The 20,786-nt window shown below is 67.1% G+C and carries 23 protein-coding genes; 16 read left to right on the top strand and 7 right to left on the bottom strand.

The window, feature by feature from the left end; translation table 11 throughout:
• Positions 1–2 precede the first annotated feature (2 nt).
• The 15 genes from N7I30_RS01225 to N7I30_RS01155 all read left to right on the top strand — a co-directional run bounded on the left by N7I30_RS01225 (position 3) and on the right by N7I30_RS01155 (position 15,065).
• A complete protein-coding gene (locus N7I30_RS01225; RefSeq protein WP_498636145.1) occupies positions 3–968 on the top strand; it encodes a hypothetical protein in 966 nt (321 codons plus the stop codon).
• The gene (locus N7I30_RS01220; RefSeq protein ID WP_498636143.1) at positions 965–2,206 is read left to right on the top strand and encodes a MotB family protein; all 1,242 of its coding nucleotides are present in this window, start codon (positions 965–967) and stop codon (positions 2,204–2,206) included. Before N7I30_RS01225 ends, N7I30_RS01220 begins: the two co-directional genes overlap by 4 nt.
• An 11-nt stretch (positions 2,207–2,217) precedes the next feature.
• A complete protein-coding gene (locus tag N7I30_RS01215) occupies positions 2,218–3,603 on the top strand; it encodes a MotC family chemotaxis protein (RefSeq protein WP_498636141.1) in 1,386 nt (461 codons plus the stop codon).
• Positions 3,600–5,135, top strand: a complete 1,536-nt coding sequence (gene fliK / locus N7I30_RS01210) for a flagellar hook-length control protein FliK (RefSeq protein WP_498636139.1) — start codon at positions 3,600–3,602, stop codon at positions 5,133–5,135. Before N7I30_RS01215 ends, fliK begins: the two co-directional genes overlap by 4 nt.
• A 238-nt stretch (positions 5,136–5,373) precedes the next feature.
• Positions 5,374–6,045 carry a response regulator transcription factor gene (locus N7I30_RS01205; protein WP_009210327.1) on the top strand — a complete coding sequence of 224 codons (672 nt, stop codon included), beginning with the start codon at positions 5,374–5,376 and terminating at the stop codon, positions 6,043–6,045.
• Positions 6,046–6,204: 159 nt separating this feature from the next.
• Positions 6,205–7,371 (top strand): flagellar hook protein FlgE, encoded by a 1,167-nt coding sequence (locus N7I30_RS01200; protein WP_188075590.1) that lies wholly within the window; start codon positions 6,205–6,207, stop codon positions 7,369–7,371.
• A 41-nt stretch (positions 7,372–7,412) separates the two neighbouring features.
• Positions 7,413–8,912: a flagellar hook-associated protein FlgK gene (gene flgK, locus N7I30_RS01195; RefSeq protein WP_498636137.1), complete on the top strand. Its 1,500-nt coding sequence runs from the start codon at positions 7,413–7,415 to the stop codon at positions 8,910–8,912.
• Positions 8,913–8,923: 11 nt separating this feature from the next.
• Positions 8,924–9,982, top strand: coding sequence for a flagellar hook-associated family protein (locus tag N7I30_RS01190; protein ID WP_370194220.1), 1,059 nt, complete (start codon positions 8,924–8,926; stop codon positions 9,980–9,982).
• A 146-nt stretch (positions 9,983–10,128) separates the two neighbouring features.
• Positions 10,129–10,476, top strand: a complete 348-nt coding sequence (gene flaF / locus N7I30_RS01185; RefSeq protein WP_009210323.1) for a flagellar biosynthesis regulator FlaF — start codon at positions 10,129–10,131, stop codon at positions 10,474–10,476.
• 2 nt (positions 10,477–10,478) lie between these two features.
• Positions 10,479–10,937: a flagellar biosynthesis repressor FlbT gene (gene flbT / locus N7I30_RS01180; RefSeq protein WP_009210322.1), complete on the top strand. Its 459-nt coding sequence runs from the start codon at positions 10,479–10,481 to the stop codon at positions 10,935–10,937.
• The gene (gene flgD, locus N7I30_RS01175) at positions 10,934–11,338 is read left to right on the top strand and encodes a flagellar hook assembly protein FlgD (RefSeq protein WP_024350344.1); all 405 of its coding nucleotides are present in this window, start codon (positions 10,934–10,936) and stop codon (positions 11,336–11,338) included. The genes flbT and flgD overlap by 4 nt, the downstream gene beginning before the upstream one ends.
• A 5-nt stretch (positions 11,339–11,343) precedes the next feature.
• Positions 11,344–11,613, top strand: coding sequence for a flagellar biosynthesis protein FliQ (fliQ, locus tag N7I30_RS01170; protein WP_024350345.1), 270 nt, complete (start codon positions 11,344–11,346; stop codon positions 11,611–11,613).
• A gap of 166 nt (positions 11,614–11,779) precedes the next feature.
• Positions 11,780–12,961 (top strand): D-alanyl-D-alanine carboxypeptidase family protein, encoded by a 1,182-nt coding sequence (locus tag N7I30_RS01165; protein WP_498636133.1) that lies wholly within the window; start codon positions 11,780–11,782, stop codon positions 12,959–12,961.
• A 227-nt stretch (positions 12,962–13,188) separates the two neighbouring features.
• Complete coding sequence (locus N7I30_RS01160; protein WP_228239753.1) at positions 13,189–14,553, top strand: DEAD/DEAH box helicase; 1,365 nt, start codon at positions 13,189–13,191, stop codon at positions 14,551–14,553.
• Positions 14,554–14,753: 200 nt separating this feature from the next.
• Complete coding sequence (locus tag N7I30_RS01155) at positions 14,754–15,065, top strand: polyhydroxyalkanoic acid system family protein (protein ID WP_188075584.1); 312 nt, start codon at positions 14,754–14,756, stop codon at positions 15,063–15,065.
• A 31-nt stretch (positions 15,066–15,096) separates the two neighbouring features.
• Here the strand turns inward: N7I30_RS01155 and N7I30_RS01150 are convergent, their stop codons facing one another.
• The gene (locus N7I30_RS01150; protein WP_498636130.1) at positions 15,097–15,576 is read right to left on the bottom strand and encodes a hypothetical protein; all 480 of its coding nucleotides are present in this window, start codon (positions 15,574–15,576) and stop codon (positions 15,097–15,099) included.
• Positions 15,577–15,746: 170 nt separating this feature from the next.
• On the opposite strand from N7I30_RS01150, the gene N7I30_RS01145 reads away from it, so the two are divergent.
• Positions 15,747–16,088, top strand: a complete 342-nt coding sequence (locus N7I30_RS01145) for a hypothetical protein (RefSeq protein ID WP_498636129.1) — start codon at positions 15,747–15,749, stop codon at positions 16,086–16,088.
• A gap of 13 nt (positions 16,089–16,101) precedes the next feature.
• Here N7I30_RS01145 and N7I30_RS01140 read toward each other — a convergent pair whose 3' ends face one another.
• From N7I30_RS01140 to flhA, 6 genes are read right to left on the bottom strand one after another with little or no spacing between them, the layout of a single operon-like run.
• Positions 16,102–16,563 (bottom strand): hypothetical protein, encoded by a 462-nt coding sequence (locus N7I30_RS01140; protein WP_024350351.1) that lies wholly within the window; start codon positions 16,561–16,563, stop codon positions 16,102–16,104.
• Positions 16,560–16,916: a hypothetical protein gene (locus N7I30_RS01135; RefSeq protein ID WP_040325827.1), complete on the bottom strand. Its 357-nt coding sequence runs from the start codon at positions 16,914–16,916 to the stop codon at positions 16,560–16,562. The genes N7I30_RS01140 and N7I30_RS01135 overlap by 4 nt, the downstream gene beginning before the upstream one ends.
• A 12-nt stretch (positions 16,917–16,928) precedes the next feature.
• A complete protein-coding gene (locus tag N7I30_RS01130) occupies positions 16,929–17,441 on the bottom strand; it encodes a rod-binding protein (RefSeq protein ID WP_498636127.1) in 513 nt (170 codons plus the stop codon).
• 56 nt (positions 17,442–17,497) lie between these two features.
• Positions 17,498–17,905, bottom strand: a complete 408-nt coding sequence (locus tag N7I30_RS01125; protein WP_498636125.1) for a hypothetical protein — start codon at positions 17,903–17,905, stop codon at positions 17,498–17,500.
• On the bottom strand, positions 17,902–18,657 hold the full coding sequence (locus tag N7I30_RS01120; RefSeq protein ID WP_498636123.1) for a flagellar biosynthetic protein FliR: 756 nt from the start codon (positions 18,655–18,657) through the stop codon (positions 17,902–17,904). The genes N7I30_RS01125 and N7I30_RS01120 overlap by 4 nt, the downstream gene beginning before the upstream one ends.
• Positions 18,654–20,744, bottom strand: coding sequence for a flagellar biosynthesis protein FlhA (gene flhA, locus N7I30_RS01115; protein ID WP_024350356.1), 2,091 nt, complete (start codon positions 20,742–20,744; stop codon positions 18,654–18,656). Before flhA ends, N7I30_RS01120 begins: the two co-directional genes overlap by 4 nt.
• Between the last annotated feature and the right edge of the window lie 42 nt (positions 20,745–20,786).

Genomic DNA, 20,786 nt, shown 5'->3' with positions numbered 1-20,786 from the left:
CCATGATCTCTCTCGCTCAGTACCTGCCCGAGCTGGACGCCGATACCGACATGCCGGACCGCCCCGGGGCGTCGGCCCGCGAGGCGACAGTCTTCGAACCGCTGGCGCTCGTGGCCGCCAACCAGGCGCGCCCCGCGGCCCAGACCAAATCGTCGCCGATCCCCGAGATGGAGATCGAGGAAGAGGACGAGGCCGAGACCGGCGCAGCCGATATCGACTTTGCCGCGCAGTTCGCCGCCGAGGACGATGGCGAGACCCCGGCACCGGCCGGCATGCTGCCGGACTTCTCCGCGCTTGACCTCGATGACGACGATGCCGACGGCGCCGCCGGAGGTTTGCCGGATCTCGGCGGCTTCGATGCACCGGACTTCGATCCCGATGCGGCGATGAATGGCTTCGGCGACGAGGCCGAGGCCGGTCTGCCGGACCTCGCCGCGGCACCTTTGGGCGAACTCGATCCGCTGGAGGCCGCCCGTGAGGCGGGCATCCAGCAGGGCAGGGCGGAAGCCGAGGCCGAGGCCGCGGCAGCGCTGAACGAGGCGCGCGAAACGGCGGAAGCAGCGAAGGCTGCGGCCGTCGAGGCGGCCCGCGGCGAATGGGCCGGCGAGGAGGGCGAGCAGATGGGCGCGCTCCTGACCGATCGGCTCGACCGGATCGAGACCATCGTGCGGGCCTCGCTGTCGAGCGTCCTCAAGCCGATCGCGCTCGATGCGCGCCGGCGCCAGACCGTTCTGGAACTGGCCGACGCGGTCCACATGCTGATCGGCGACGGCAAGGCTCTGAACATTCGCGTCACCGGCCCGGCCGATCTGCTCGAAGCGCTGGAACAGGCGCTCGGCAAGCGCAAGGCCTTCATCGTTTGTGAACCCGACCCGGACATGGTCGAGGTGAAAATTGAATGCGACCAGACCGTCGTCGAGACGAGACTGATGGGTTGGCGCACGGCACTGGAAGAGGCGCTCGCGTGACCGATCAGTCCGGGGCGGGGCATCTGGACCGTCAGGAAATCATTATCGTGCGCCGCCGCGGCGGCAACGGCGAGGAAGCCCATCACGGCGGCGTCTGGAAGATCGCCTTCGCCGACTTCATGACGGCAATGATGGCCTTCTTCCTGGTGATGTGGCTGACCCAGGCCTCCGACATGGCGACGCGCAAGCAGGTCGCCCAGTATTTCAATCCGATCCGTCTGAACGACGCGTCGCCGGCGACGCGCGGCGTCGAGCAGTCCGACGACGGCGCCTCGCGCGACGAGAACGAGAACGGCATCAGCAAGGCCGACACCAACGGCGATCCCCACGGCAAGCCGCTGGCCGGCGACCAGGAAGGCGGCGAGGAAGAGGCGCTGTTCCGCGATCCCTATGCGGTGCTCGCCGAGATCGCCGCCGAGGGCGCGTCCGAGACCACGGGCGAATTGCAGGGCAAGCCGGATGGCACAGGCCTGCCGGGCCTGAATGGCGGCGACGCCTATCGCGATCCGTTCGATCCCGCCTCCTGGCAGCTCGCCCCGAACGCCACCGAAAGCGCGGCCGTCATCGACGAGGCCCCGCCGAGCGAGTTCAAGACCGCGGTGCTGCCGAACGACATGTCGGACGAGCCGGTGCCGGTGGATGCGGAGACGCAGGCCGAGGCGGTTGCCGAGGCCAAGGCTGAAGCAGAAGCCGAGACCGACGATGCCGGAGAGGCCGAACTGGCCGAGGCCGATGCGGACGCCGAGCCGGCGGATGGCGAAGCCGTTGCGCAGGCCGACCGGGCCGACGAGCTCAAGGCCGAGATCGCCGCCGAATTTGCCCGCCAGGGCGAGCCCCTGCCGACCAATTTCGAGGTCGTGCCAGGCGAAGGCGGCGTGACCATCTCGATCGCCGACGACATGATGTCGGGCATGTTCGAGGTCGGATCGGCCCGGCCGACGCCGCAGGTCGTCGCCATGATGGAGCGCATTGCGTCCGTCCTGTCGAAGCAGCCCGGCAACGTCTCCATCCGCGGCCATACCGACTCCCGGCCGTTCCGCAACGCCCAGTACGACAACTGGCGCCTGTCCACCGCCCGCGCCCACATGGCCTATTACATGCTGGCCCGCGGCGGCCTGGAAGAGGACCGCGTCAAGGCGATCGAGGGTGTCGCCGACCGGGCGCCGAAGATCGCCGACGATCCGGAAGCGGCGGCGAACCGCCGGATCGAGATCCTGCTGACCGAGCCGGCGCAATGAGAATGGGTTGCTTGTCCAATGAACGCCGGCTGGGGCTGGGCGTGATCGCCTGCGCCCTGATGCTGACGACCGCCATGCCGATGGCATGGGCGGCCGGAGAGAGCGCGTCGGAGCCGGCCAGTGTCGCCGAGCGGGTGCGCCAGGCCGGCGAGGATGCGATCCGCTCCGAAGGCGGTCCTGCGGGCGAACCCGAGGCCCATGCAGACGAGGCCGCAAGCGAACATGCGGAGGTCGCGACGGATGGCGAGGCCGACGCGCATGAGGACGAGAACGGCGACGGCACCGGGCCCTGGCCGCGCGAACGGGCCCCGATGCCCTACGAGATCGTGCGCTCGATTCAGTTCCTGCAGGACCAGGTGGCCCGCGGCAACGGCGCGGCGATCCGCGTGCAGGCGCAGCTTCTGCGCCGCTACGGCCCGACCTTCCTCGAACAGCCGCCCGAAGTGTGGACCGACCCGCGCAATCTGCGCGCCGCCGCCCTGTTCGTCCTGAGCGGAGGGCCGCCTGCGGTCCTGCGCGGCATCCTGTCGACCGCCACCATCGATGGCGACGAGCGGGCCCTGCTCGACGGCGCCCTGGCCTATGTCGAAAACCGTGCGCGGGACGCCCGCGCGGCCCTGGTGCCGATCGACGTGTCGGAGATGGACACCGCCCTTGCGGCCCAGCTGAACCTGGCGGTCGCCCAGCTCCAGCAGAAGGACGCCCCGGCCGATGCGCTGCACCGGCTGGAGCAGGTCATGCTGGCCGCGCCCGGCACGCTTCTGGAAGAGGCGGCGCTGCGGATGGGCGTGCTGCTGGCCGAGGGCATCGGCTCCCACAAGGCCGCCGATCGCTATGCCCGGCAATATTTCGACCGCTTCGCCGATTCCGCCTATGCCGGCAATTTCCGGGCCCGCTTCTCGGCGGTCTACGCGGCACGGCCGCCGGAGACCAAGGACGAGACGGTCGCCACGATCGACAATGCGACCGCCCGCATCCCGGACGACCAGCGGCTGGCGATCTTCCTCGCCGTGTCACGCCGGGCGCTCGTCGGCGGCAATCTGCCGCTCGCGGCCGCAATGGCGACCGAAGCGCTGGAAAGCGGCAATGCCGCTCCCGCCGACAGCCAGCGCGCGCTGCTCTACAAGACCGCCGCCACGCTGACGACGGGCGATCCCGTCGAAGCGCGCGTCGCGCTGGAAGCGATCGACGTCGCGACGCTTCATCCCGCCGACCGCAAGCTGCACGAGGCCGCCTACGAGGTGCTCAGCGAGATGCGCAAGCCGCTGATGGCCGCCAATATCGACCCCGCCGAGCGCTACGGGCCGCAGCCGCCCGTCGAGCAATCCGCCGTCCTGACCAGGGGAGCCGCGCTCCTCGACGCCGTTCGCGGCGACCTGAAGAGAGCCATGCCGTGACCGCATCCGTCAGCACCTCCGTCGAAATGCGCGCTCCGGCAACCCGCTCGCCGGCCGGTCGTGGCGCGGAAAGCGCCACCGAGACGCGGGATGCCTTCGACAGCTTCGTCAAGGACGCCGAGCAGGCTCCAAAGGCGACGCGTTCCGACAGCGAGAGCCGGGACACCCGCGAGGCCGAGACCGACGAGACGAAAGCCGCGAGCTCCGAAGACGCTGCCGAGACGACGCAGGCGAGCGCTCGCGAGGCCGAGGCCGCACCGGCCGGGCGGCCGCGCGACAATGGCCTCGCCGCAATCCTTGCCGACATGGACCGGCTGCTGCGCTCGGGAACCGCGACCGCCGCGACCATGGCCAACGCGGCCGATGGTGAGGCGGGGACCACCGCCGATGGCAAGGCGGGGGCCGCCGCCGATGCGGCTCTGGCCAGGACGGCCATGGGCAAGGACGGGAAGGTCGCCAATCCGCTCGCGCGCTTTGCCGCAAACGATGCTGACGAGACCGTGTCGCGGATCGCCGCGGCAGCGGGCGAGGCGCTTGGCGCCAACAAGACGGCGAATGCCGCCCCGGCGCAAACGGCCGGTGAACAGGCACGTGCGCGGGTCGACCTGGTTTCGCAGCGCACCGATTTCGAACCGGCGACCACCGCCGCTGGCGCATCCGCCGTTGCCGCAGGCAAGCCGGGCGGCGCCGCCACCACGAACATCCGCCAGTTGCTGGCATCCGTCGACATGCGCGCCGGCAACGGCGCGACGCCGGACGGCGAGGGCGGACCGGCAGTCGACGGCGAGACCGGCGACGTCTTCGCCACCGGCGAGGGCAACGAGACACGTCGCGGCCGCAGCGAGCCGAGGGGCGAGCGCGCCGCCTTCGACCGCAATCCGCGGGCCGATAATGACGGCAACAGGAACGCCGCGGCCGGCGTGAGCCCGAAGGTGGCCGAGACCGCGGCGACCGGCATGGCCGCTGCGGGCGCGACGCCGACCATTGGCCGGCAGGTCGCCGATGCCGTGACCACCTCGCTGACCGGGGCACCGCTGCCGACGGGCGACACCGCCGAAGCCGCCCGGGTGCAGATGCGGGCCGGCGGCGCAGCGCTCAAGACCATCCAGATCCAGCTTCAGCCCGAGCAGCTCGGCAAGCTCGACGTCACCATGCGTCTGATCGACGGCAAGCTGGCGATCCACATCGTGGCCAGCGAGGCCGACACGGCGCTGCGCATCAAGGACGATGCCGAGGGCCTGAACAAGCTCCTGACCAAAGCCGGCTTCTCGGTCGATGAAGCCGCGATCAGCATCGGTGTCCGTGACGCCGGCGCGCCACGCGGCGGCATCGCCAATGCGCAGGGCCAGGCCGATGGCCAGGCGTCGACGGGCCAGTCCCAGAATGGCGCGGCCCGTGACGGCGCCGCAAGCTTCGGCGGCGAGGGTTCCGCGCGTCAGGGGAGTGGGCGACCGGAGCAGGCGATGACGTCATCGCCCGCCGAAGAGACCGGCGCACGCCGCCGCGAACTCGATCCCTCCGTTTATCTCTGACACGTTACAGTCTGACGGGACGCGATCGCGGCGACGCGATGGACCGGCCATGGCGCATTCATGGCGGCGATCGGGCCGTTAAGACTTCGTTAACGAAAAAAATTCGTGAGTCGGATTCGTGACTTAGTCCGAAAATGAACGGCATGGTTAACGGATCACTAAATTTCAGGATAGGCGCAAGTTCGGGGTCAGTTTAACTCTCTGTTCACAGACAAACGGCGGACCGAGGGTGACGGAAATGATCGTTGTAGTGGACAACCGGGAACTCGTGACGGACGGATACGAGTCCATGTTCGGTCGCGAAGGCGTGTCGGCAGCGGGCTTCAAGGCCGACGAATTCCGCGACTGGGTCGAGACCGCGCCGGAGTCCGATCTGTCGGCCGTCGAGGCTTTCCTGCTCGGTGATTTCGATGACCGCACGATCTGCCCGCGGCTGATCCGGGCCCGTTCCAAGGCGCCGATGATCGCGCTGTCGGAAGGCCGCAACCTGGATGGCACGCTCGACCTGTTCGCCGCCGGCGTCGATGACGTCGTCGCCAAGCCGGTCCACGTCAAGGAAATCCTCGCCCGGGTCGGCGCCATCCGCCGCCGCAACGAGACCGAGGACGCCCGCACCGTCGTCGGCGAAATCTCCGTCTACCAGGACGGCCGCGACGCCGAAGTCGCCGGCAAGCCGATGGCCCTGCCGCGCCGCGAGCGCCGTATCCTGGAATATCTGGTTGCCAACCGCGGTCGCCGCGTCTCCAAGCAGCAGCTGTTCAGCGCGATCTACGGCATCTTCGACGAGAACGTCGAGGAGAACGTCATCGAGAGCCACATCTCGAAGCTGCGCAAGAAGCTGAAGATGCGCCTCGGCTACGATCCGGTGTCCTCGAAGCGCTATCTCGGCTACGGCATCGGCGTCGACTGACACAAACTGGTTAACAAGTTATTAAGAATAGAGGCCTCGCGGTTAGTTCGGCGGGGCCTTTTATTTTGTCGGTATACTGCGAAAGCCTGCTCCTGACAGTTCGGCGCAAGCTTCACTCCGTATTGCGGAAGAGAGATCTACGCCACGGAGTACCAGGCAATGAGCATCAACGGTGTCTTCAGGACCAGCGTGTCCGGCATGAATGCACAGGCCAACCGGCTGTCCACCGTGTCGGAGAACATCGCGAACTCCAGCACGAACGGCTACAAGCGCAATTCCACCGAATTCGCCTCCCTCGTCCTCGCCCAGGGCGGCGGCGAGTACAATCCGGGGTCGGTGAAGACCCAGGTTCGCCAGTCGATCAGCCAGCAGGGCAGCATCGCCGCCACCTCGTCGGGTTCGGACCTCGCCATTCAGGGCGACGGGTTCTTCGTCGTGCAGGATACGGCCGGCCGCGAATTCTATACCCGCGCCGGTTCCTTCGTGCAGCGCACCGAGACGATTGGCGGCAAGGAGACCACCTTCCTGGTCAATACCGCCGGCTACCGCCTGACCGGCTCGCCCGTCGGCGGCGGCGCGGCCGCGCCGATCGAGCTGCCCGTCGGCGCGATCGTCGCCCCGCAGGCCACCGACGCAGGCGCCTTCACCATCCAGTTCCCGGAATCGGCCGCGGTTGGCGACACCAAGAAGTCGTCCATGGTCGTCTATGACAGCATCGGCAAGGCGATCGAAGTGCCGGTCGACATGGAAAAGACCGCCGCCAACACCTGGACGGTCAGCTACACGGATTCCGTCGGGCCGCAGACCACGACCATCGTCTTCGATCCCAATACCGGCCGGCCGACGGCCGCTCCGGCCGACATGGTCTACACCCATGTCAATGGCGACACCGCCAACATCGAGTTCGGTTCGTTGACCGAGTATGCCACCGACTTTTCGGCCAAGCTCGTCACCAACGGCAACCCTCCCGGCAGCTTCACCGGCTTTGCCTTTGCCGACGACGGCACGCTGAGCGGCGTCATGAACACCGGCCAGCTGATCCCGCTCTACGAGATGAGCCTCGCGCGCTTCGCCAGCCCGGACCAGCTCCAGGCCTCCGCCGGCAATGTCTACAGCGCCACCGCCTCTTCGGGCGTCGCCGCCCTCGGCGGACCGGGCACCAACGGCTACGGCTCGCTGGTCTCCAGCGGCCTGGAGCAGTCGAATGTCGACCTCGCCTCGGAACTGACCAGCATGATCGAGTCCCAGCGCAGCTACAGCGCGAACTCGAAAGTCTTCCAGACCGGCGCCGAGATCCTCGACGTCCTCGTGAACCTGAAGCGATAGGCGCGAGCCGCTCTTTGCTGCGCACCGGATAAGCCCTCATCATGTCACTTCTGTCAGCCTTCTCCAACGCAACGGCGTCGCTTTCGAGCGTCGCCAGCCAGTCGGCGCTCGTGTCGCGCAACATCGCGAATGCGGACAGTCCCTACGCGACCCGGAAATATGCCGGCCTCACCGTCGGCCAGACCGGCGGCGTGCGGATCATGTCGATCGCCCAGTCGGGCGACCAGGCCCTGTTCCGCTCGCTGATCACCACCAACTCCGCCCTCGGCTCGGCCAGCGTCAGCGCCGAGTCGCTGAACCGCATCCGCGAGGTCATCGGCGACGTCGATTCCCCGACCTCGCCGGCGGCGACCCTGTCGTCGCTGAAGGCCGCCCTGTCGCAGTTCGCGGTCTCCCCGGAGAACGGCCAGACCGCCGAGGCGGCGGTGAACGCGGCCCGTGACATGGCCTTCAGCCTCAACAATGCCACCCGCGCGGTGCAGTCCGCCCGCAAGGACGCGGACGACCAGCTCGATCTCGCCGCCAAGGACATGAACCGCCTGCTCGGCGAGTTCGGTACCCTGAACGCCAAGATCATGGCCGGCAGCGCGAGCGGCTCGGACGTCACCGACGCCGTCGACCGGCGCGACCAGATCGTGCGCACCCTGTCGGGCTATGTCGGCCTGAACGTGCAGGTGCGGGCCGGCAACGACATGGCCCTCTACACCGACTCCGGCATCACGATGTTCGACAAGACCGCGCGGTCGGTCGAGTTCACGCCGCAGCCGGCCTACGACGCCACCGTTGCGGGCAACAGCTTCAAGATCGACGGCGTCGTCGTCGCCGGCGCCTCTTCGCCCATGCCGATCAAGGGCGGCAGCGTCTACGGCCTGATCACCCTGCGCGACGAGACCGCTGCGACCTTCCAGGGCCAGCTCGACGGCATCGCCTATGCGCTGGTCCAGGCCTTCGCCGAGACCGATCAGCGGGCCGCCGGCGATCCCGGTTACCTGCCCGGCAGCTATGCCGGCCTGTTCACCGATGGCGGCAGCAATGCGATCCCGGCCAGCATGGCCGGCGCCAAGGGGCTTGCCGGCACCATCCAGATCGCGGCCGGGGTCGATCCGACCAAGCCCGGCGGCGAACCGGCCCGTCTGCGCGATGGCGGCATCGCCTTCGCCGGCACCGCGAACGAGCAGTATTTCAGCTACAACGCCAACGGCTCGAGCGGCTTCACCGGCCGCCTGAACGACCTGATCGCCGGCTTCTCCACGCCGCGTAGCTTCGATGCGGCCTTCGGCGCCGGCAGTTCGGCGACGCTGACCGAATACACCGCCTCGTCGATCGGCTGGTTCGAGGGCCGCCGCGCCACGGCGAACGACGCCTCGTCCTACCAGACGGTGCTGCTGTCGCGGACCCAGGAGACGCTCTCCGACGCGACCGGCATCAACATCGACGACGAGATGACGCGCCTGCTCGACCTGGAGCGCTCCTACCAGGCGTCCAGCAAGCTGATTTCCACGGTCGGTCAGATGATCGACTCCCTCCTTGCGATCGCCTGAACGGACCATCGATGAGCAACTTCCTCGTCTCCAGCTTCTCGCTCTCGTCGGCGCCGCGCTCCGCCGTCTTCCGCATCCAGGATGAGCTGCGCAACGCGCAGAAGGAGGTCACGACCGGCCGCTTCGCCGATGTCGGCCTCACCCTCGGATCGCGCACCAACCAGACCGTGTCGCTGCGCGTCGAACGCGAGAGCGCCATCCGGATCCAGGAAGCCAACACCCTGATCGGGCAGCGCTTCGACACCATGCAGACGGCCCTGGAATCGATCGCCAAGACCGGCGAGAACCTTCTGGCGTCGCTGATCTCGAACGGCCCTGCCGATGCTGGCATCTCGGCCAGCGTGCAGCAGGCCAAGGCGGGGTTGCAGCAGTTCATGGGCGCGATCAACGCCGCCTCGGGCTCGCGCTTCCTGTTCTCGGGTGCCGCGACCGACCAGCCGGCGCTCGCCTTCACCAAGGTCGGCGGCGGTGTCGCGTCCAGCTACGAGGACAATTCGACCGCCAAGAAGGCCGTCAACGACGCATTGACCGCGGCGGCTCCGGCGAGCGCGGCGGATCTGGAAGCCTTCCTCGACGGCGCGTTCAACGATCTCTTCAAGGTCCCGCAGCCCAGCGACGGCACCGGCTGGGACATGTGGTCGAAGGCGGATCCTTCGCCGGTGGTCAACCGGATCAGCGATAGCGAAACCCTCGATGTGTCCTATCCGGCCAGCGACGAAGCGTTCCGCAACATCGTCAAGGCCTACGTCATGATCAGCGATCTTGGCGCGAAGACCATGGACGAGGAGCAACGTCAGCTTCTCACAAGCCGGGCAGTGGAAACTCTGAGCCTGGGCCTGTCGCAGCTGACCGAAATCCGGGCGGAGATCGGCGGCAAGCAGAGCCGGCTGGAGATCACCAACGAGACGCTGGGAACCCGCAAGAACGTCCTGACCATGTCGATCTCCTCCTTCGAGGATGTCGACGCCTACGAGGCATCCACGCGGGTGACCACACTGACCAATCTGCTTGAGGCTTCCTACGCGCTGACCGCCCGCATCTCGCGGCTCAGCATCATGAACTACCTGTAGTTTCAGCGGGCGCCGGACCCGAAATCCTCCGGCAACCGAGCGATCGGCCGGCGTCGGGGACTGTTGGCCGGGCACATGAAAACGACAGGTCGCAAGGGTCGGTCCGGGGCGCTGCCAAACCGATCTGACGATCACAAGGGGATGGAATGTATCAGTTCTCATACGCCGAAGTGGCGCAGGACATCGAAGTCGATGCCCGTGAGCGCGAGCGGCAGGCGCTCGATCATTCGATCGAGCAGCTGAAGAAAGCCGATGCCGAGGGGCCACGTTCGCGTGCGGCGATCGAAGCGATCTACACCACCCGCAGCCTCTGGGCGCTGGTGATCGAGGACCTGGCAAGCGCCGACAACGGCCTGCCGGAGGCGCTGCGCGCCGAGCTGATCTCGATCGGCCTGTGGATCATGCGCGAGGCCGAAGCCATCCGCCTCGGCAAGTCCGAGAATTTCAAGGGCATCATCGAGATCACGACCCTCATCCGCGAAGGCTTGAAATAACCATGGCAAGTTTGCGCATCACCCTGCGGGCAGGCGAACGGATCTTCGTCAACGGGGCCGTCCTGAAGGTCGACCGCAAGACCACGCTGGAATTCCTCAACGACGTGACCTTCCTCCTCGAAAGCCATGTGATGCAGGCCGAGGATGCCACCACCCCGCTGCGCCAGCTCTACTTCATCGTCCAGATGATGCTGATCGAGCCGGGCAGCGCCGAGGCCGCCCGCGAGCTCTTCGGCACCACCCACGCGGCGATGATCGGCACCTACCGCAATCGCGACATCATCGAGGGCCTCCTCGAGATCAAGGAACTGGTCGGTCGCGAGCGCAATTTCGAGGCGCTGAAGGGACTGCGGACGCTGATCCCGATCGAGGACGGCGTCATCCAGGGGCAGGGCGAGGCGCGCGCGCCGGTCGTCCCCCATACACCCGAACTGCGGCTTGCCGCCGGAGGAATGCGATGAACGTGACCGGTGTCGGCGCTACCAGCGCCACCGCGGCCCAGAACGGCATCAGCGCCGCGACCCAGCAGACCGGGATGGATTACGACGCCTTCCTGAAGCTGCTGGTCGCCGAGATGTCCAACCAGGATCCGCTCAACCCGACGGATTCCACCGAATATGTCGCCCAGTTCGCGTCCTTCTCCAGCGTCGAGCAAGCCATCCAGACCAATAAGAAGCTGGACTCCATGATGACGGTCTCCGCGCTGACCCAGGCGAACTCGCTGATCGGTCAGACGGCGACCTCGGCGGACGGCTCGCTGTCCGGCAAGGTTGCTGCGGTACGCGCGGTCAATGGTGTCGTCGAGGCCATCCTGGAGAGCGGCGACAGCCTGCCGCTGATCTCCGGCACCACCGTGGGGTAGAAGACATGAACGAAGCCGACGCACTCGATATCGTCCAGTCCGCGGTCTGGACCATCGTCGCCGCCTGCGGGCCGGCCGTCGGCGCCGCCATGTTCGTGGGTGTCCTGATCGCACTGTTTCAGGCACTCACCCAGATCCAGGAGGTCACCCTGACCTTCGTCCCGAAGATCCTGGCGATCTTCGTGGTGATCGCGCTGACCGCATCCTTCACCGGTGCGCAGGTCTACGCCTTCACCCAGGAATCCTACTCGCGCATCGAGAACGGCTTCCGCTGAGCGCACTGACGCCGTAACTCACCGTTTCCTGTTCACGCAGCCCGGTCAAACCCTGTAGGTTGACCCAGCGTGACAGGAGCGACGCCCGGCCGGAAGGCCGCGTCGCGGACGGAAAGAGGGCAGGCAGGTGGCGTTCAGGACCAGTCGAAACCAGACATCGTATAAAATGCCGCGCCGTCCCGGCGGCGCCCTTCGCGCCGGCCTGCGTCGCGGCTTCGCCGTGCTGGCAATGCTCGCCGCGCTGATCGCTCTGCCCGCCGCCGCCTTCGAGACCACCGCGCCGACCGCCATCCTGGTTGACTACGGCACCGGCCGCGTCCTTTACGAAAAGGACGCCGATACCGAGATTCCCCCCGCCAGCCTCGCCAAGCTTATGACCATCGCGGTCCTGTTCGACGATCTGAAACAGGGCAGGGCGCAGCGCGACGACCGCTTTGTCGTCTCCGAACACGCCTGGCGCACCGGCGGCGCATCCTCCGGCGGCTCGACCATGTTCCTGCCGCTGAACTCCGAGGTCGCCGTCGAGGATCTGATCCGCGGCATCATCGTGCAGTCGGGCAACGACGCGACGATCGTCGTCGCCGAAGGCCTGTCCGGCTCCGTCGAAGCCTTTGCGGGACGGATGAACGCCGAGGCCGAGAAGATCGGCCTGACCCATTCCCACTTCACCAATCCGCATGGCCTGCCGGACCCCGAGCAGCATGTCAGCGTGCGCGATCTCGCGCGCCTCGCGACCTATCTCATCCGCGAATTTCCCGAGGATTACCCGATCTTCGCCGAGGAGAGCTTCACCTATAACGGCATCAAGCAGCAGAACCGCAATCCGCTCCTGGATCTGGGCGCCGACGGCCTGAAGACCGGCCATACGTCGGCTGCAGGCTACGGCCTGGTCGCCTCCGCCGAACGCGACGGCCGGCGCATCGTGCTGGCCATGAGCGGCATGAGCTCGACTGCCGAGCGGGCGAGCGAAGCCCGCCGGCTGATGAATTTCGGCCTGCAGGATTTCGAGGAAGTCGTGCTGGTGACCGCGGGCGAAACCCTCGGCAACGTGCAGGTGCGGGGCGGCGTCGCCGAGACCGTCGGCATGGCCGCGGCCGAGGACCTGCGGATGCTGGTGCCGCGCGGCAGCCTGGCCGATGTCGAGCGCGAGGTGGTGGAGAATGGCCCCTTCGTGGCGCCCGTCGCCAAGGGCCAGCGGCTCGGCTGGGTGCGGTTCGGCCGGGGCGACGAGAGCCTGCGGCAGGTGCCGCTCGTGGCCGAAACGGCAGTCGAGGAGGCGGGGCTGTTTCAGCGGATCGCCGACACGCTGGCCCGGCACCTGACATGGGGCGGCGCACAAACGCCTTGACGCGGCGCACCTAAACGCCGATATGGAGCCTGCACGCCGTGATCGCGCAGCGCCTGCTTGTTTCCCGACATCTGACGGAATTCTTAGCCAGCGCCATCGGACCGGCCCGCAGCTTCTGAAGCTTGCGGGGTCCCGCGTTCCGACACGGCCCGCCGAACCGTCCGCCAGCGCGAAGACGATCGGCATCTCAAGCGGACCGACAGTGTCCGCCTTCCGCAAGGCATATCTTGACCCATACCGATTTCAAGGCGTTCGGCCTCGCCGACACGCTTCTTTCCGCGCTTGCGCGTCTCGACATCACCCAGCCGACGCCGATCCAGGCCCAGGCGATTCCGGCGGTCATGAAGGGCCGCGACGTTCTGGGTATCGCCCAGACCGGCACCGGCAAGACCGCGGCCTTCTCGCTGCCCGTCATCGACGCGCTGATCGCCAAGGGCGGTCGCCCGGCTCCGAAGACGCCGAAGGTCCTCGTCCTGACCCCGACCCGCGAGCTCGCCTCGCAGATCGCCGGCAACGTCAAGTCCTACACCGCCGGCACCAAGCTGACCCATCACGTCATCTTCGGCGGTGTCTCGATCCGTCCGCAGATCGAGGCGATGCGCCGCGGCGTCGACATCGTCATCGCGACGCCGGGCCGTCTGCTCGACCTGTTGAACCAGCGTGCCCTGACGCTGTCCGAAGTCCACCACGTCGTTCTCGACGAGGCCGACCGGATGCTCGACATGGGCTTCGTCAAGGACGTCATGCGCATCGTCGCGCAGCTGCCGGCCGACCGCCAGTCGCTGCTGTTCTCGGCCACCATGCCGCGTGCGATGGAAGAGCTGGCCGCCAAGATCCTTACCAATCCGGTCCGGGTCGAGGTGACGCCGGAAGTCGTCACCGTCGAGAAGATCAACCAGAGCGTCTATCTGGTGCCCCAGAAGGCCAAGAAGCTCTGGCTCATCGAGCATCTGGCCAAGCCAGACTTCGAGAAGACGGTGATCTTCACCCGCACCAAGCACGGCGCCAACAAGCTCGCCGCCGATCTGGAGAAGGCCGGCATCGACGCCCGCGCGATCCACGGCAACAAGAGCCAGGGCGCCCGCCAGAAGGCGCTGGGCGAGTTCCAGACCGGCACGGTCAGCGTGCTCGTGGCCACCGACATCGTGGCCCGCGGCATCCATGTCGACGACATCTCCCATGTCGTGAACTTCGACCTGCCGGAAGAGCCGGAAAGCTACGTGCACCGCATCGGCCGCACGGCCCGCGCCGGCAAGTCCGGTATCGCGGTCGCGCTGGTCGATCCGTCCGAGCGCTCCAAGCTGCGCCAGATCGAGCGTCTGACCGGTCTTAACTTCGAGCTGCAGCAGACCGACTATTCGGCGCATGTCGACCTGAACGCGCCGGAAGAGAAGCGTCCGCCGCGCGGCGCGCCGAAGCGCTTCGGCAACAAGCCCCAGGGTGCCGGTCGCCGTGGTGGCGGTGGCCAGGGTGCGGGCGGCCAGCGTTCGGGCGAGGGCCGTGGCCAGCGCACCGAGGGTGGCAAGCCCGGTGGTCGCAGCAGCCGTCCGCGGCGCAGCGGCACCTCGAACCGTTCGGCGACCTACGCCTGACACGGCCCGCTGCCCGCTCGAAAGAGCGGGCCGGCACAGCAGCCGACATCGACAGGGGGTGGCCGTAAGGGCCGCCCCTTTTGCGTTTCAGGGCGTCCGGCACGATTTCCGCGAACGGCGCCGGAGCCGGTAGCGGGCGTGACCGTTGTCTGGCGAAGGCGGCGTCGCCATATGAGGCGCAACGAGACGAGGAGCTATTCATGGCCGAGACCATCAAGGTGGACATCCCGCACAAGCTGACCCGCGAGACCGCGCGCCAGCGCATCGACGACGGTTTTGATCGCGTGCGTCAGGACATGCTGGGCGGCATGGTCAAGTTCGAGGACACCTGGACGGGCGACCATCTGGATTTCACCGCCCGGGTCATGGGCCAGCGCGTCACCGGTCGGCTCGACGTTCTCGACGAGTCGGTGCATCTGGAGATCGACCTGCCGAGCTTCCTCGCCGCCATCGCCGAGAAGCTGAAGGGCCGCCTGCGCAAGGAAGGCCAGGTCCTGCTCGAAAAGAAGTAGGAGCGGCTCTCGGGCCGCTTCCTTCCGAAGCCTATTTCAGGACGCCCGTCAGGGTCGCCTTCTCGGTCTTGACCGTGCCGCCGTTGCGGCCCGATTCGATGGCGAGGATGCGGCCGAGGCCGGGCACCTGCGAGCCGACGCGTACGCGCCAGAGTTCGCCCGGCGAGGCCAGATGCGCCTCGGCCTGGAAGACCATGATGATCTGGAAATCCTCGGGCTTCAGCGGCACCGCCCGCACCACGGTCGACACCGGCATGGCGTCGACGCCGGTTGCCTCGCCCTTGTCGGTCGATCCGGTCTCGATCGGGTCGATCGCGTCGTCGCGCATCGCCGACAAGAGCAGCCGGTCGAAGTAGCCCGGGTCCAGCGACGAGATGGCGTTGACGCCGGCGAAGAAGAGGATGGACAGCGCAAAGAGCGTGCCGCCGAGGAACCCGATCCGGTCGGAACTGGATTCGTCTGCAGCTTTCCTGCGACCGGCGTCGGAAGATGGGGAAGCTGACGCGGACAAGGCGACCTCGACGAAGGCTGGATTTCGGGGAGCCAGCCGCCGGAACTGGTCCGGAGCTGGATTGCCCATCCAACATCGCATCGAACGGTTAATGCTTTCTGCGCCGCCGGTGCGGCGGGCTCAGGCAGTGCCTTCAGGATTTGTTCGGCTTGTGCAGGCTATCATCGGGCATGGCCGGACCCCCGAATCCCGACAGTCACGAAAGCCGGATGGCATCGCGCCGCCGCACGCGCCTGCGCCCGGTCAAGCTCGTCACGGTTGCCGGACGTTTCATCGAGGACGGAACGGCCATCGACGTGTCGGAGACTGGCTGCCGCATCCGGCGGTTCGGCACTGGCCGGGTTCCAGCACGCCTGGCGGTCTATGACGAGGCGGACAACAGCTTCCGCCTTGCGCTGGTGATCTGGTCGCGGGGGCCTGAGATCGGCGTGCGCTTCGTCGGCACGCCGCGCGCCGGCACGCGGGCGGACGTCCACCGCCTTACCGGACGCTTCTACGCCGTCACCGGATGACGGCGCGGGGCGCTTACCCCGGCCGTCCGTTGCGGATGTCGTCCTTGGCGATGTAGTCGAACTGGTCGACCAGGATCTCCTTGACGAGTTCCTCGCTGTAGCGGGCGTTCACGGCGTCGCGAATCCCGTCGGTCAGCGAACTGAGGTCGAACCGCGTCGGCTCGTCGAAGTCGAAGCCGTCGGTCGTGTAGAGCCGGCGGAAGGCCTCGTCGAGGATGAACGGGTCCGGCGGCACCTTGAGCTGGGCCACCGTCTTGCCGTCGATCGTGTAGACGAAGCGCGCCAGGATATAGCCCCGGATCGCCGAATCCTTGATCATCGGGATCGTGATGTTCTCGGTCTTGCGGTAGTCGAGCCCTTCGAAATAGTCCGGCTCCGCCACCTCGCTCGGGGCGGAGTTGATTGACGCCATGACGTAGCTCGATCCGAGCGTCACGGCACAAACCCACAGACCGACCGCGAGAAGCTTGATCACCGTGCGGCTGCCCGGCGGCCCATCTGGGCGCTATAGGTGCCGTCGGATTCCGCTTCGGTCATGGAGCGGGAGATCATTTCCGAGACTTCGTGGCTGGCCGTGACGTGCAGCTCCAACGTCCGGCGGTTCTGCTCGAGAAGTCCGGCCAGACGCTTCAGGCGGTCGCCGAATTCCGGCTCGACATCGTCGCGCGCCGGCATGCGGCGGCTGAGGCGGCTGAACTCCAGAAGGCTCTGGTTCTTGCGGGCCGCGATCTCGCCGAGATCGATCGGCGTACCGCTGGCCAGGGCACCGGTTTCGGCGGTGAGGACCGCTTCCAGGCGGTCGACGGCTTTGCTGAGGGCGAGGTCCACGATGTGCAACTCCTATTCTGCGATGTTGTCGCGCATGGCGCCGGCGCGGGCGAGATCCGCCTGCCGCAGCATGCGCTCGAGGCCGCTGGTCGCCGACACGGCGCCGTTGTCCGAGGCGAGGCTGGTGGTTTCGCGGCTGCGGATCGAATCGGCGATGCCGATGCCGCCGTTCTTGGCCAGCTCGTTGCCGATTTCCTCGGCCATCATCGAGCGCCAGACTTCGCCGGCCGTGCCTTCGCCGAAATAGTTCGAGGCTTCGGTCGGCAGCATGGATTCGACGAAGTTGCGCAGGACGAAGCCCTCGAACTGTTCGAGCGGCGAGATCTCCCGGGAGCGGTGCTTGACGAGCGGAACGATGGGGGCGGCGGGGGCGCTGCCACCATCGGGCTTGTTGGTCTTGGCCGCGTCGAGGGCCGCCATGAAGGTCTCGCTGCCGCCATCGGGGCTCTTGCGGGCAGGTGCTGTCCTGGCGCTCGCCGTCTGGGCGGCGGGCAGGAGGGCCTGGAGGCTGGCGGTGCTGGTCATCGGCGGGTTCGCGGTTCAAACACGGGAAGGTTCGAACCGTTTCTACCGGCGCAGGCTTATTCGAAGCTGGGGTGACGGCGGGCCAGATGCCCCTCGACGCTGCTTTCGAGGCTGCGCGTTTCCTCGTCCGCGTCGCGGTTGCGGCGGGCGTCGTCGCGCACCTTCTCGACGCCCTTTTCGGCACGGCGCGTCGTGGTGATGCGCTGTTCCGTGGCGCTCTGGTCGGCCAGATTGGCGCTGCGCTTCACCTCGTTGCGGCGCAGATTGCGGACCTTGGCCTCGATGAACAGGCCGTGCAGTTGCGATTCCGTGCCGAGACTGTCGAGCAGGGCGACGTCGTCCTTGTCGATGGACTCGCGCTCCTGGCGCAGGTTCGACAGGCGCCATTCCTCCAGAAGCCGCTTCTGACCCTGGACCTTGAGGATGCGGTCGAGCCGGCGCACGCGCGATCTGTCGTCGCTCATCCCACCAGCACCCAGCGTTCGAAATCCTGCATGAACAGGATGAGGAAATCGCTGATCGTGTAGCCGAGCAGCACAAGGCCGCCTGCGAGAACGAAGGGCAGCGAGATGAAGTAGATCGGGATGGTCGGCGTCAGCTTGTTGGCGAGGCCGATCGCGAAATTGACGACGACGCCGTAAAGCACGAACGGGCTGGAAATGCGCAGGCAGAGCAGGAAGGCCTCGTCGAGATTGTCGGTGATGTTGACGAGGCTGCCGCGGATCGAGAAGCCGGCGGCGGCCGGCATGGCTGAGTAGGAGGCGACCAGCGCCCGCGCGATCTCGGCATGCAGGTTGAGGACGAAAATCAGCGTCGTTGCGGTCAGCGTGATCAGCGAGGCGACGGCCGGCATCGGATCGCTCTCGTCGATCGGCACGCCCATCTGCATGCCCATGCCGATCGAGTTGGCGATGACGTGGCCGGCGAACTGCAGGGCGATCATGAAGCTGCGGCCGAGCAGGCCGATGAACAGCCCGTTGAGGATCTCCGAGATCATCAGCGCCACCTTGCCATTGTCGTCGGCCGCCGCGACCAACGGCTGCAATGTCGGCAGAAGCGCCGGCGACAGGGCCACCGAGACGGCGAGGGACAGGAACAGGCGCACCTGCAGCGGCACGCGCGACGACGAGAAGCCCGGCATCAAGAGAAGGCAGGAGCCGAAGCGGCAGAAGATCAGGAACAGCGAAAAGACGAGTTCCGACAGTTCCGCGCTCATGAGATCGAACCGAGCGCCCGGATATCGACGCCGCGTGCGATCTCGAGATGCGAGAGCACCGGCAAGGTGACGAAGATGCGCTCGATCATCATGCGCACATACGGGCGGGCGTCGGGCGCCGCGACCAGCACGAACATCTCGCCCTGGTCCATCTTCTCGCGGATCACCTTGGTGGCTTCGGTGGCGAACTGCTCGACGAGGCGCGGGTCGATGTCGAACTCGACGACCTCGCCCTTGGCGTCGCGCTTCAGCGCCTGGTGGAAGGCGAGGTCCCACTGGTTGCCGAGGCGCAGGACGCCGAGCTGGCCGTTGTGCAGGAGATCGCCGCAGATCTGCTGGGCCATGCGCATGCGCACATGCTCGACGATCTGCTCGGACCGGCGCACATGCGGCGCGATCTCGGCGATGGCCTCCAGGATGAGGTTCAGGTTGCGGACCGAGACGCGCTCGGCGAGCAGCAGCTTCAGCACCGCCTGCAGGCCCGAGTAGGACATGTTGGCCGGGATGATCTCGTCGATCAGGCGCTTGTATTCCGGCTCCAGGCGATCGAGCAGGGTGCGCATGTCCTTGTAGGACAGGAGCTGCGCCAGATTGTTGCGGATCGTCTCCGACAGATGGGTGAGGACGATCGACAGCGTGTCGATCGGCTCGAAGCCCTGGCGGCGCACTTCCGTGGCGAAGGTCTCCGAGACCCAGGCGGCGCGCATGCCGAAGGCCGGCTCCTTGGTCAGGTCATGCGGCACGTCGGGCGCGCCGGCGTCGCCCAGGACGATCATCGACTCGCCGAGCCGCAGCGGCTGGGTGGCGATGGTCGTGCCATGGATCTTGATGGCGTAGGATTTCGGATCGAGCGCCAGATCGTCGGACAGCTTGATCTCGGGCACGACGAAGCCGTAGCGCGCGGCGAAGCGGCGGCGCATCTTCTGGACGCGGTGGGCCATCTCGTCGCGCTGCAAGAGGAGATGCGCCGAGGTCTGCTTGCCGAAGACCAGCTCGATCTCGACGATCTTCAGCGATTCCTTGACCGAGTTGCGCTCGGCGTTCTGGGCGACCTGCTTCTCCTCGGCGACGGTCGCCGCAGCCTGGCGCAGTTCCTCGTTGCGGCGCTTGGGAACGAGATAGGCGATCGACGCCATGATCCCGGCCAGCAGCATGAAGGGAATGAAGGGCAGGCCCGGCAGCAGCGCCAGCAGCGCCATCAGGCCGGCGGCGACGGCGAGGGCGCGCGGGTAGAAGCCGAGCTGGCCGAGAACGGCGGTCTGGGCCGCGCCGCGGGTGCCGCCCTTCGACACCAGGAGGCCGGCGGCCAGCGAGACGATCAGCGCCGGGATCTGCGAGACGAGGCCGTCGCCGACCGACAGCTTGGTGAACACCTCGGCAGCGCCGGCGGCATCCATGTCGTGGCGGGTGATGCCGATGATGATGCCGCCGAAGACGTTGACGGCGGTGATGATCAGGCCGGCGATGGCGTCGCCGCGCACGAATTTCGAAGCACCGTCCATGGAGCCGAAAAAGGCGCTTTCCTCTTCCAGCTCCTTGCGGCGGGCCTGGGCCTGCTTCTCGTCGATCAGGCCCGACGACATGTCGGCGTCGATCGCCATCTGCTTGCCGGGGATGGCGTCGAGGGTGAAGCGGGCGCCGACTTCCGCGATACGCGTGGCGCCCTTGGTGATGACCATGAAGTTCACGACGATCAGGATCACGAAGACCACGATGCCGATGAAGAAGTCGCCGCTCATGACGAACTGCGAGAAGCCGCCGATGACGTGACCGGCGGCGTTCACGCCCTGGTGGCCCTCGGACAGGATGACGCGCGTCGTGGCGATGTTCAGCGACAGCCGCAGCATGGTCGCGAGCAGCAGGACGGTCGGGAAGGCGGAGAAATCCAGCGGCTTCTGAATCCACAGGGAGACCATCAGGATCAGCACCGACAGGGCGATGGACAGCGCCAGCCCCATGTCGATGAGAAATGCCGGGATCGGAACGAACAGGACGGTGAGGACGAAGACCACGGCAACGGCAAAGCCGATGTCGCGCCCACCCTTGGATTCGACGGAGGCGATGGGATTCAGCGTGTCGACGGCCATAGGGGGCCCTTCTGCGGCATTGCGTTCCGCCAGACCCCAAAG

Origin of the sequence: Aurantimonas litoralis (assembly GCF_026153195.1) — a bacterium.
In the GTDB taxonomy this organism is placed as follows: Bacteria; Pseudomonadota; Alphaproteobacteria; order Rhizobiales; family Rhizobiaceae; genus Aurantimonas; species Aurantimonas coralicida.
Note: the sequence above shows the minus strand (reverse complement) of the source record. Positions and strands in the feature narration are given on the sequence as shown.

Excerpts from the sequence above, each read along its gene's own strand:
- N7I30_RS01155 (WP_188075584.1), top strand. The coding sequence starts at position 14,754 with ATGGCCGAGACCATCAAGGTGGACATCCCGCACAAGCTGACCCGCGAG.
- N7I30_RS01190 (WP_370194220.1), top strand. The coding sequence starts at position 8,924 with ATGAGCAACTTCCTCGTCTCCAGCTTCTCGCTCTCGTCGGCGCCGCGC.
- N7I30_RS01130 (WP_498636127.1), bottom strand. The coding sequence starts at position 17,441 with ATGACCAGCACCGCCAGCCTCCAGGCCCTCCTGCCCGCCGCCCAGACG.
- fliQ (WP_024350345.1), top strand. The coding sequence starts at position 11,344 with ATGAACGAAGCCGACGCACTCGATATCGTCCAGTCCGCGGTCTGGACC.
- N7I30_RS01145 (WP_498636129.1), top strand. The coding sequence starts at position 15,747 with ATGGCCGGACCCCCGAATCCCGACAGTCACGAAAGCCGGATGGCATCG.
- N7I30_RS01205 (WP_009210327.1), top strand. The coding sequence starts at position 5,374 with ATGATCGTTGTAGTGGACAACCGGGAACTCGTGACGGACGGATACGAG.
- flbT (WP_009210322.1), top strand. The coding sequence starts at position 10,479 with ATGGCAAGTTTGCGCATCACCCTGCGGGCAGGCGAACGGATCTTCGTC.
- N7I30_RS01165 (WP_498636133.1), top strand. The coding sequence starts at position 11,780 with ATGCCGCGCCGTCCCGGCGGCGCCCTTCGCGCCGGCCTGCGTCGCGGC.
- flgK (WP_498636137.1), top strand. The coding sequence starts at position 7,413 with ATGTCACTTCTGTCAGCCTTCTCCAACGCAACGGCGTCGCTTTCGAGC.
- flhA (WP_024350356.1), bottom strand. The coding sequence starts at position 20,744 with ATGGCCGTCGACACGCTGAATCCCATCGCCTCCGTCGAATCCAAGGGT.
- N7I30_RS01120 (WP_498636123.1), bottom strand. The coding sequence starts at position 18,657 with ATGAGCGCGGAACTGTCGGAACTCGTCTTTTCGCTGTTCCTGATCTTC.
- N7I30_RS01225 (WP_498636145.1), top strand. The coding sequence starts at position 3 with ATGATCTCTCTCGCTCAGTACCTGCCCGAGCTGGACGCCGATACCGAC.
- flaF (WP_009210323.1), top strand. The coding sequence starts at position 10,129 with ATGTATCAGTTCTCATACGCCGAAGTGGCGCAGGACATCGAAGTCGAT.
- N7I30_RS01200 (WP_188075590.1), top strand. The coding sequence starts at position 6,205 with ATGAGCATCAACGGTGTCTTCAGGACCAGCGTGTCCGGCATGAATGCA.
- flgD (WP_024350344.1), top strand. The coding sequence starts at position 10,934 with ATGAACGTGACCGGTGTCGGCGCTACCAGCGCCACCGCGGCCCAGAAC.
- N7I30_RS01125 (WP_498636125.1), bottom strand. The coding sequence starts at position 17,905 with ATGAGCGACGACAGATCGCGCGTGCGCCGGCTCGACCGCATCCTCAAG.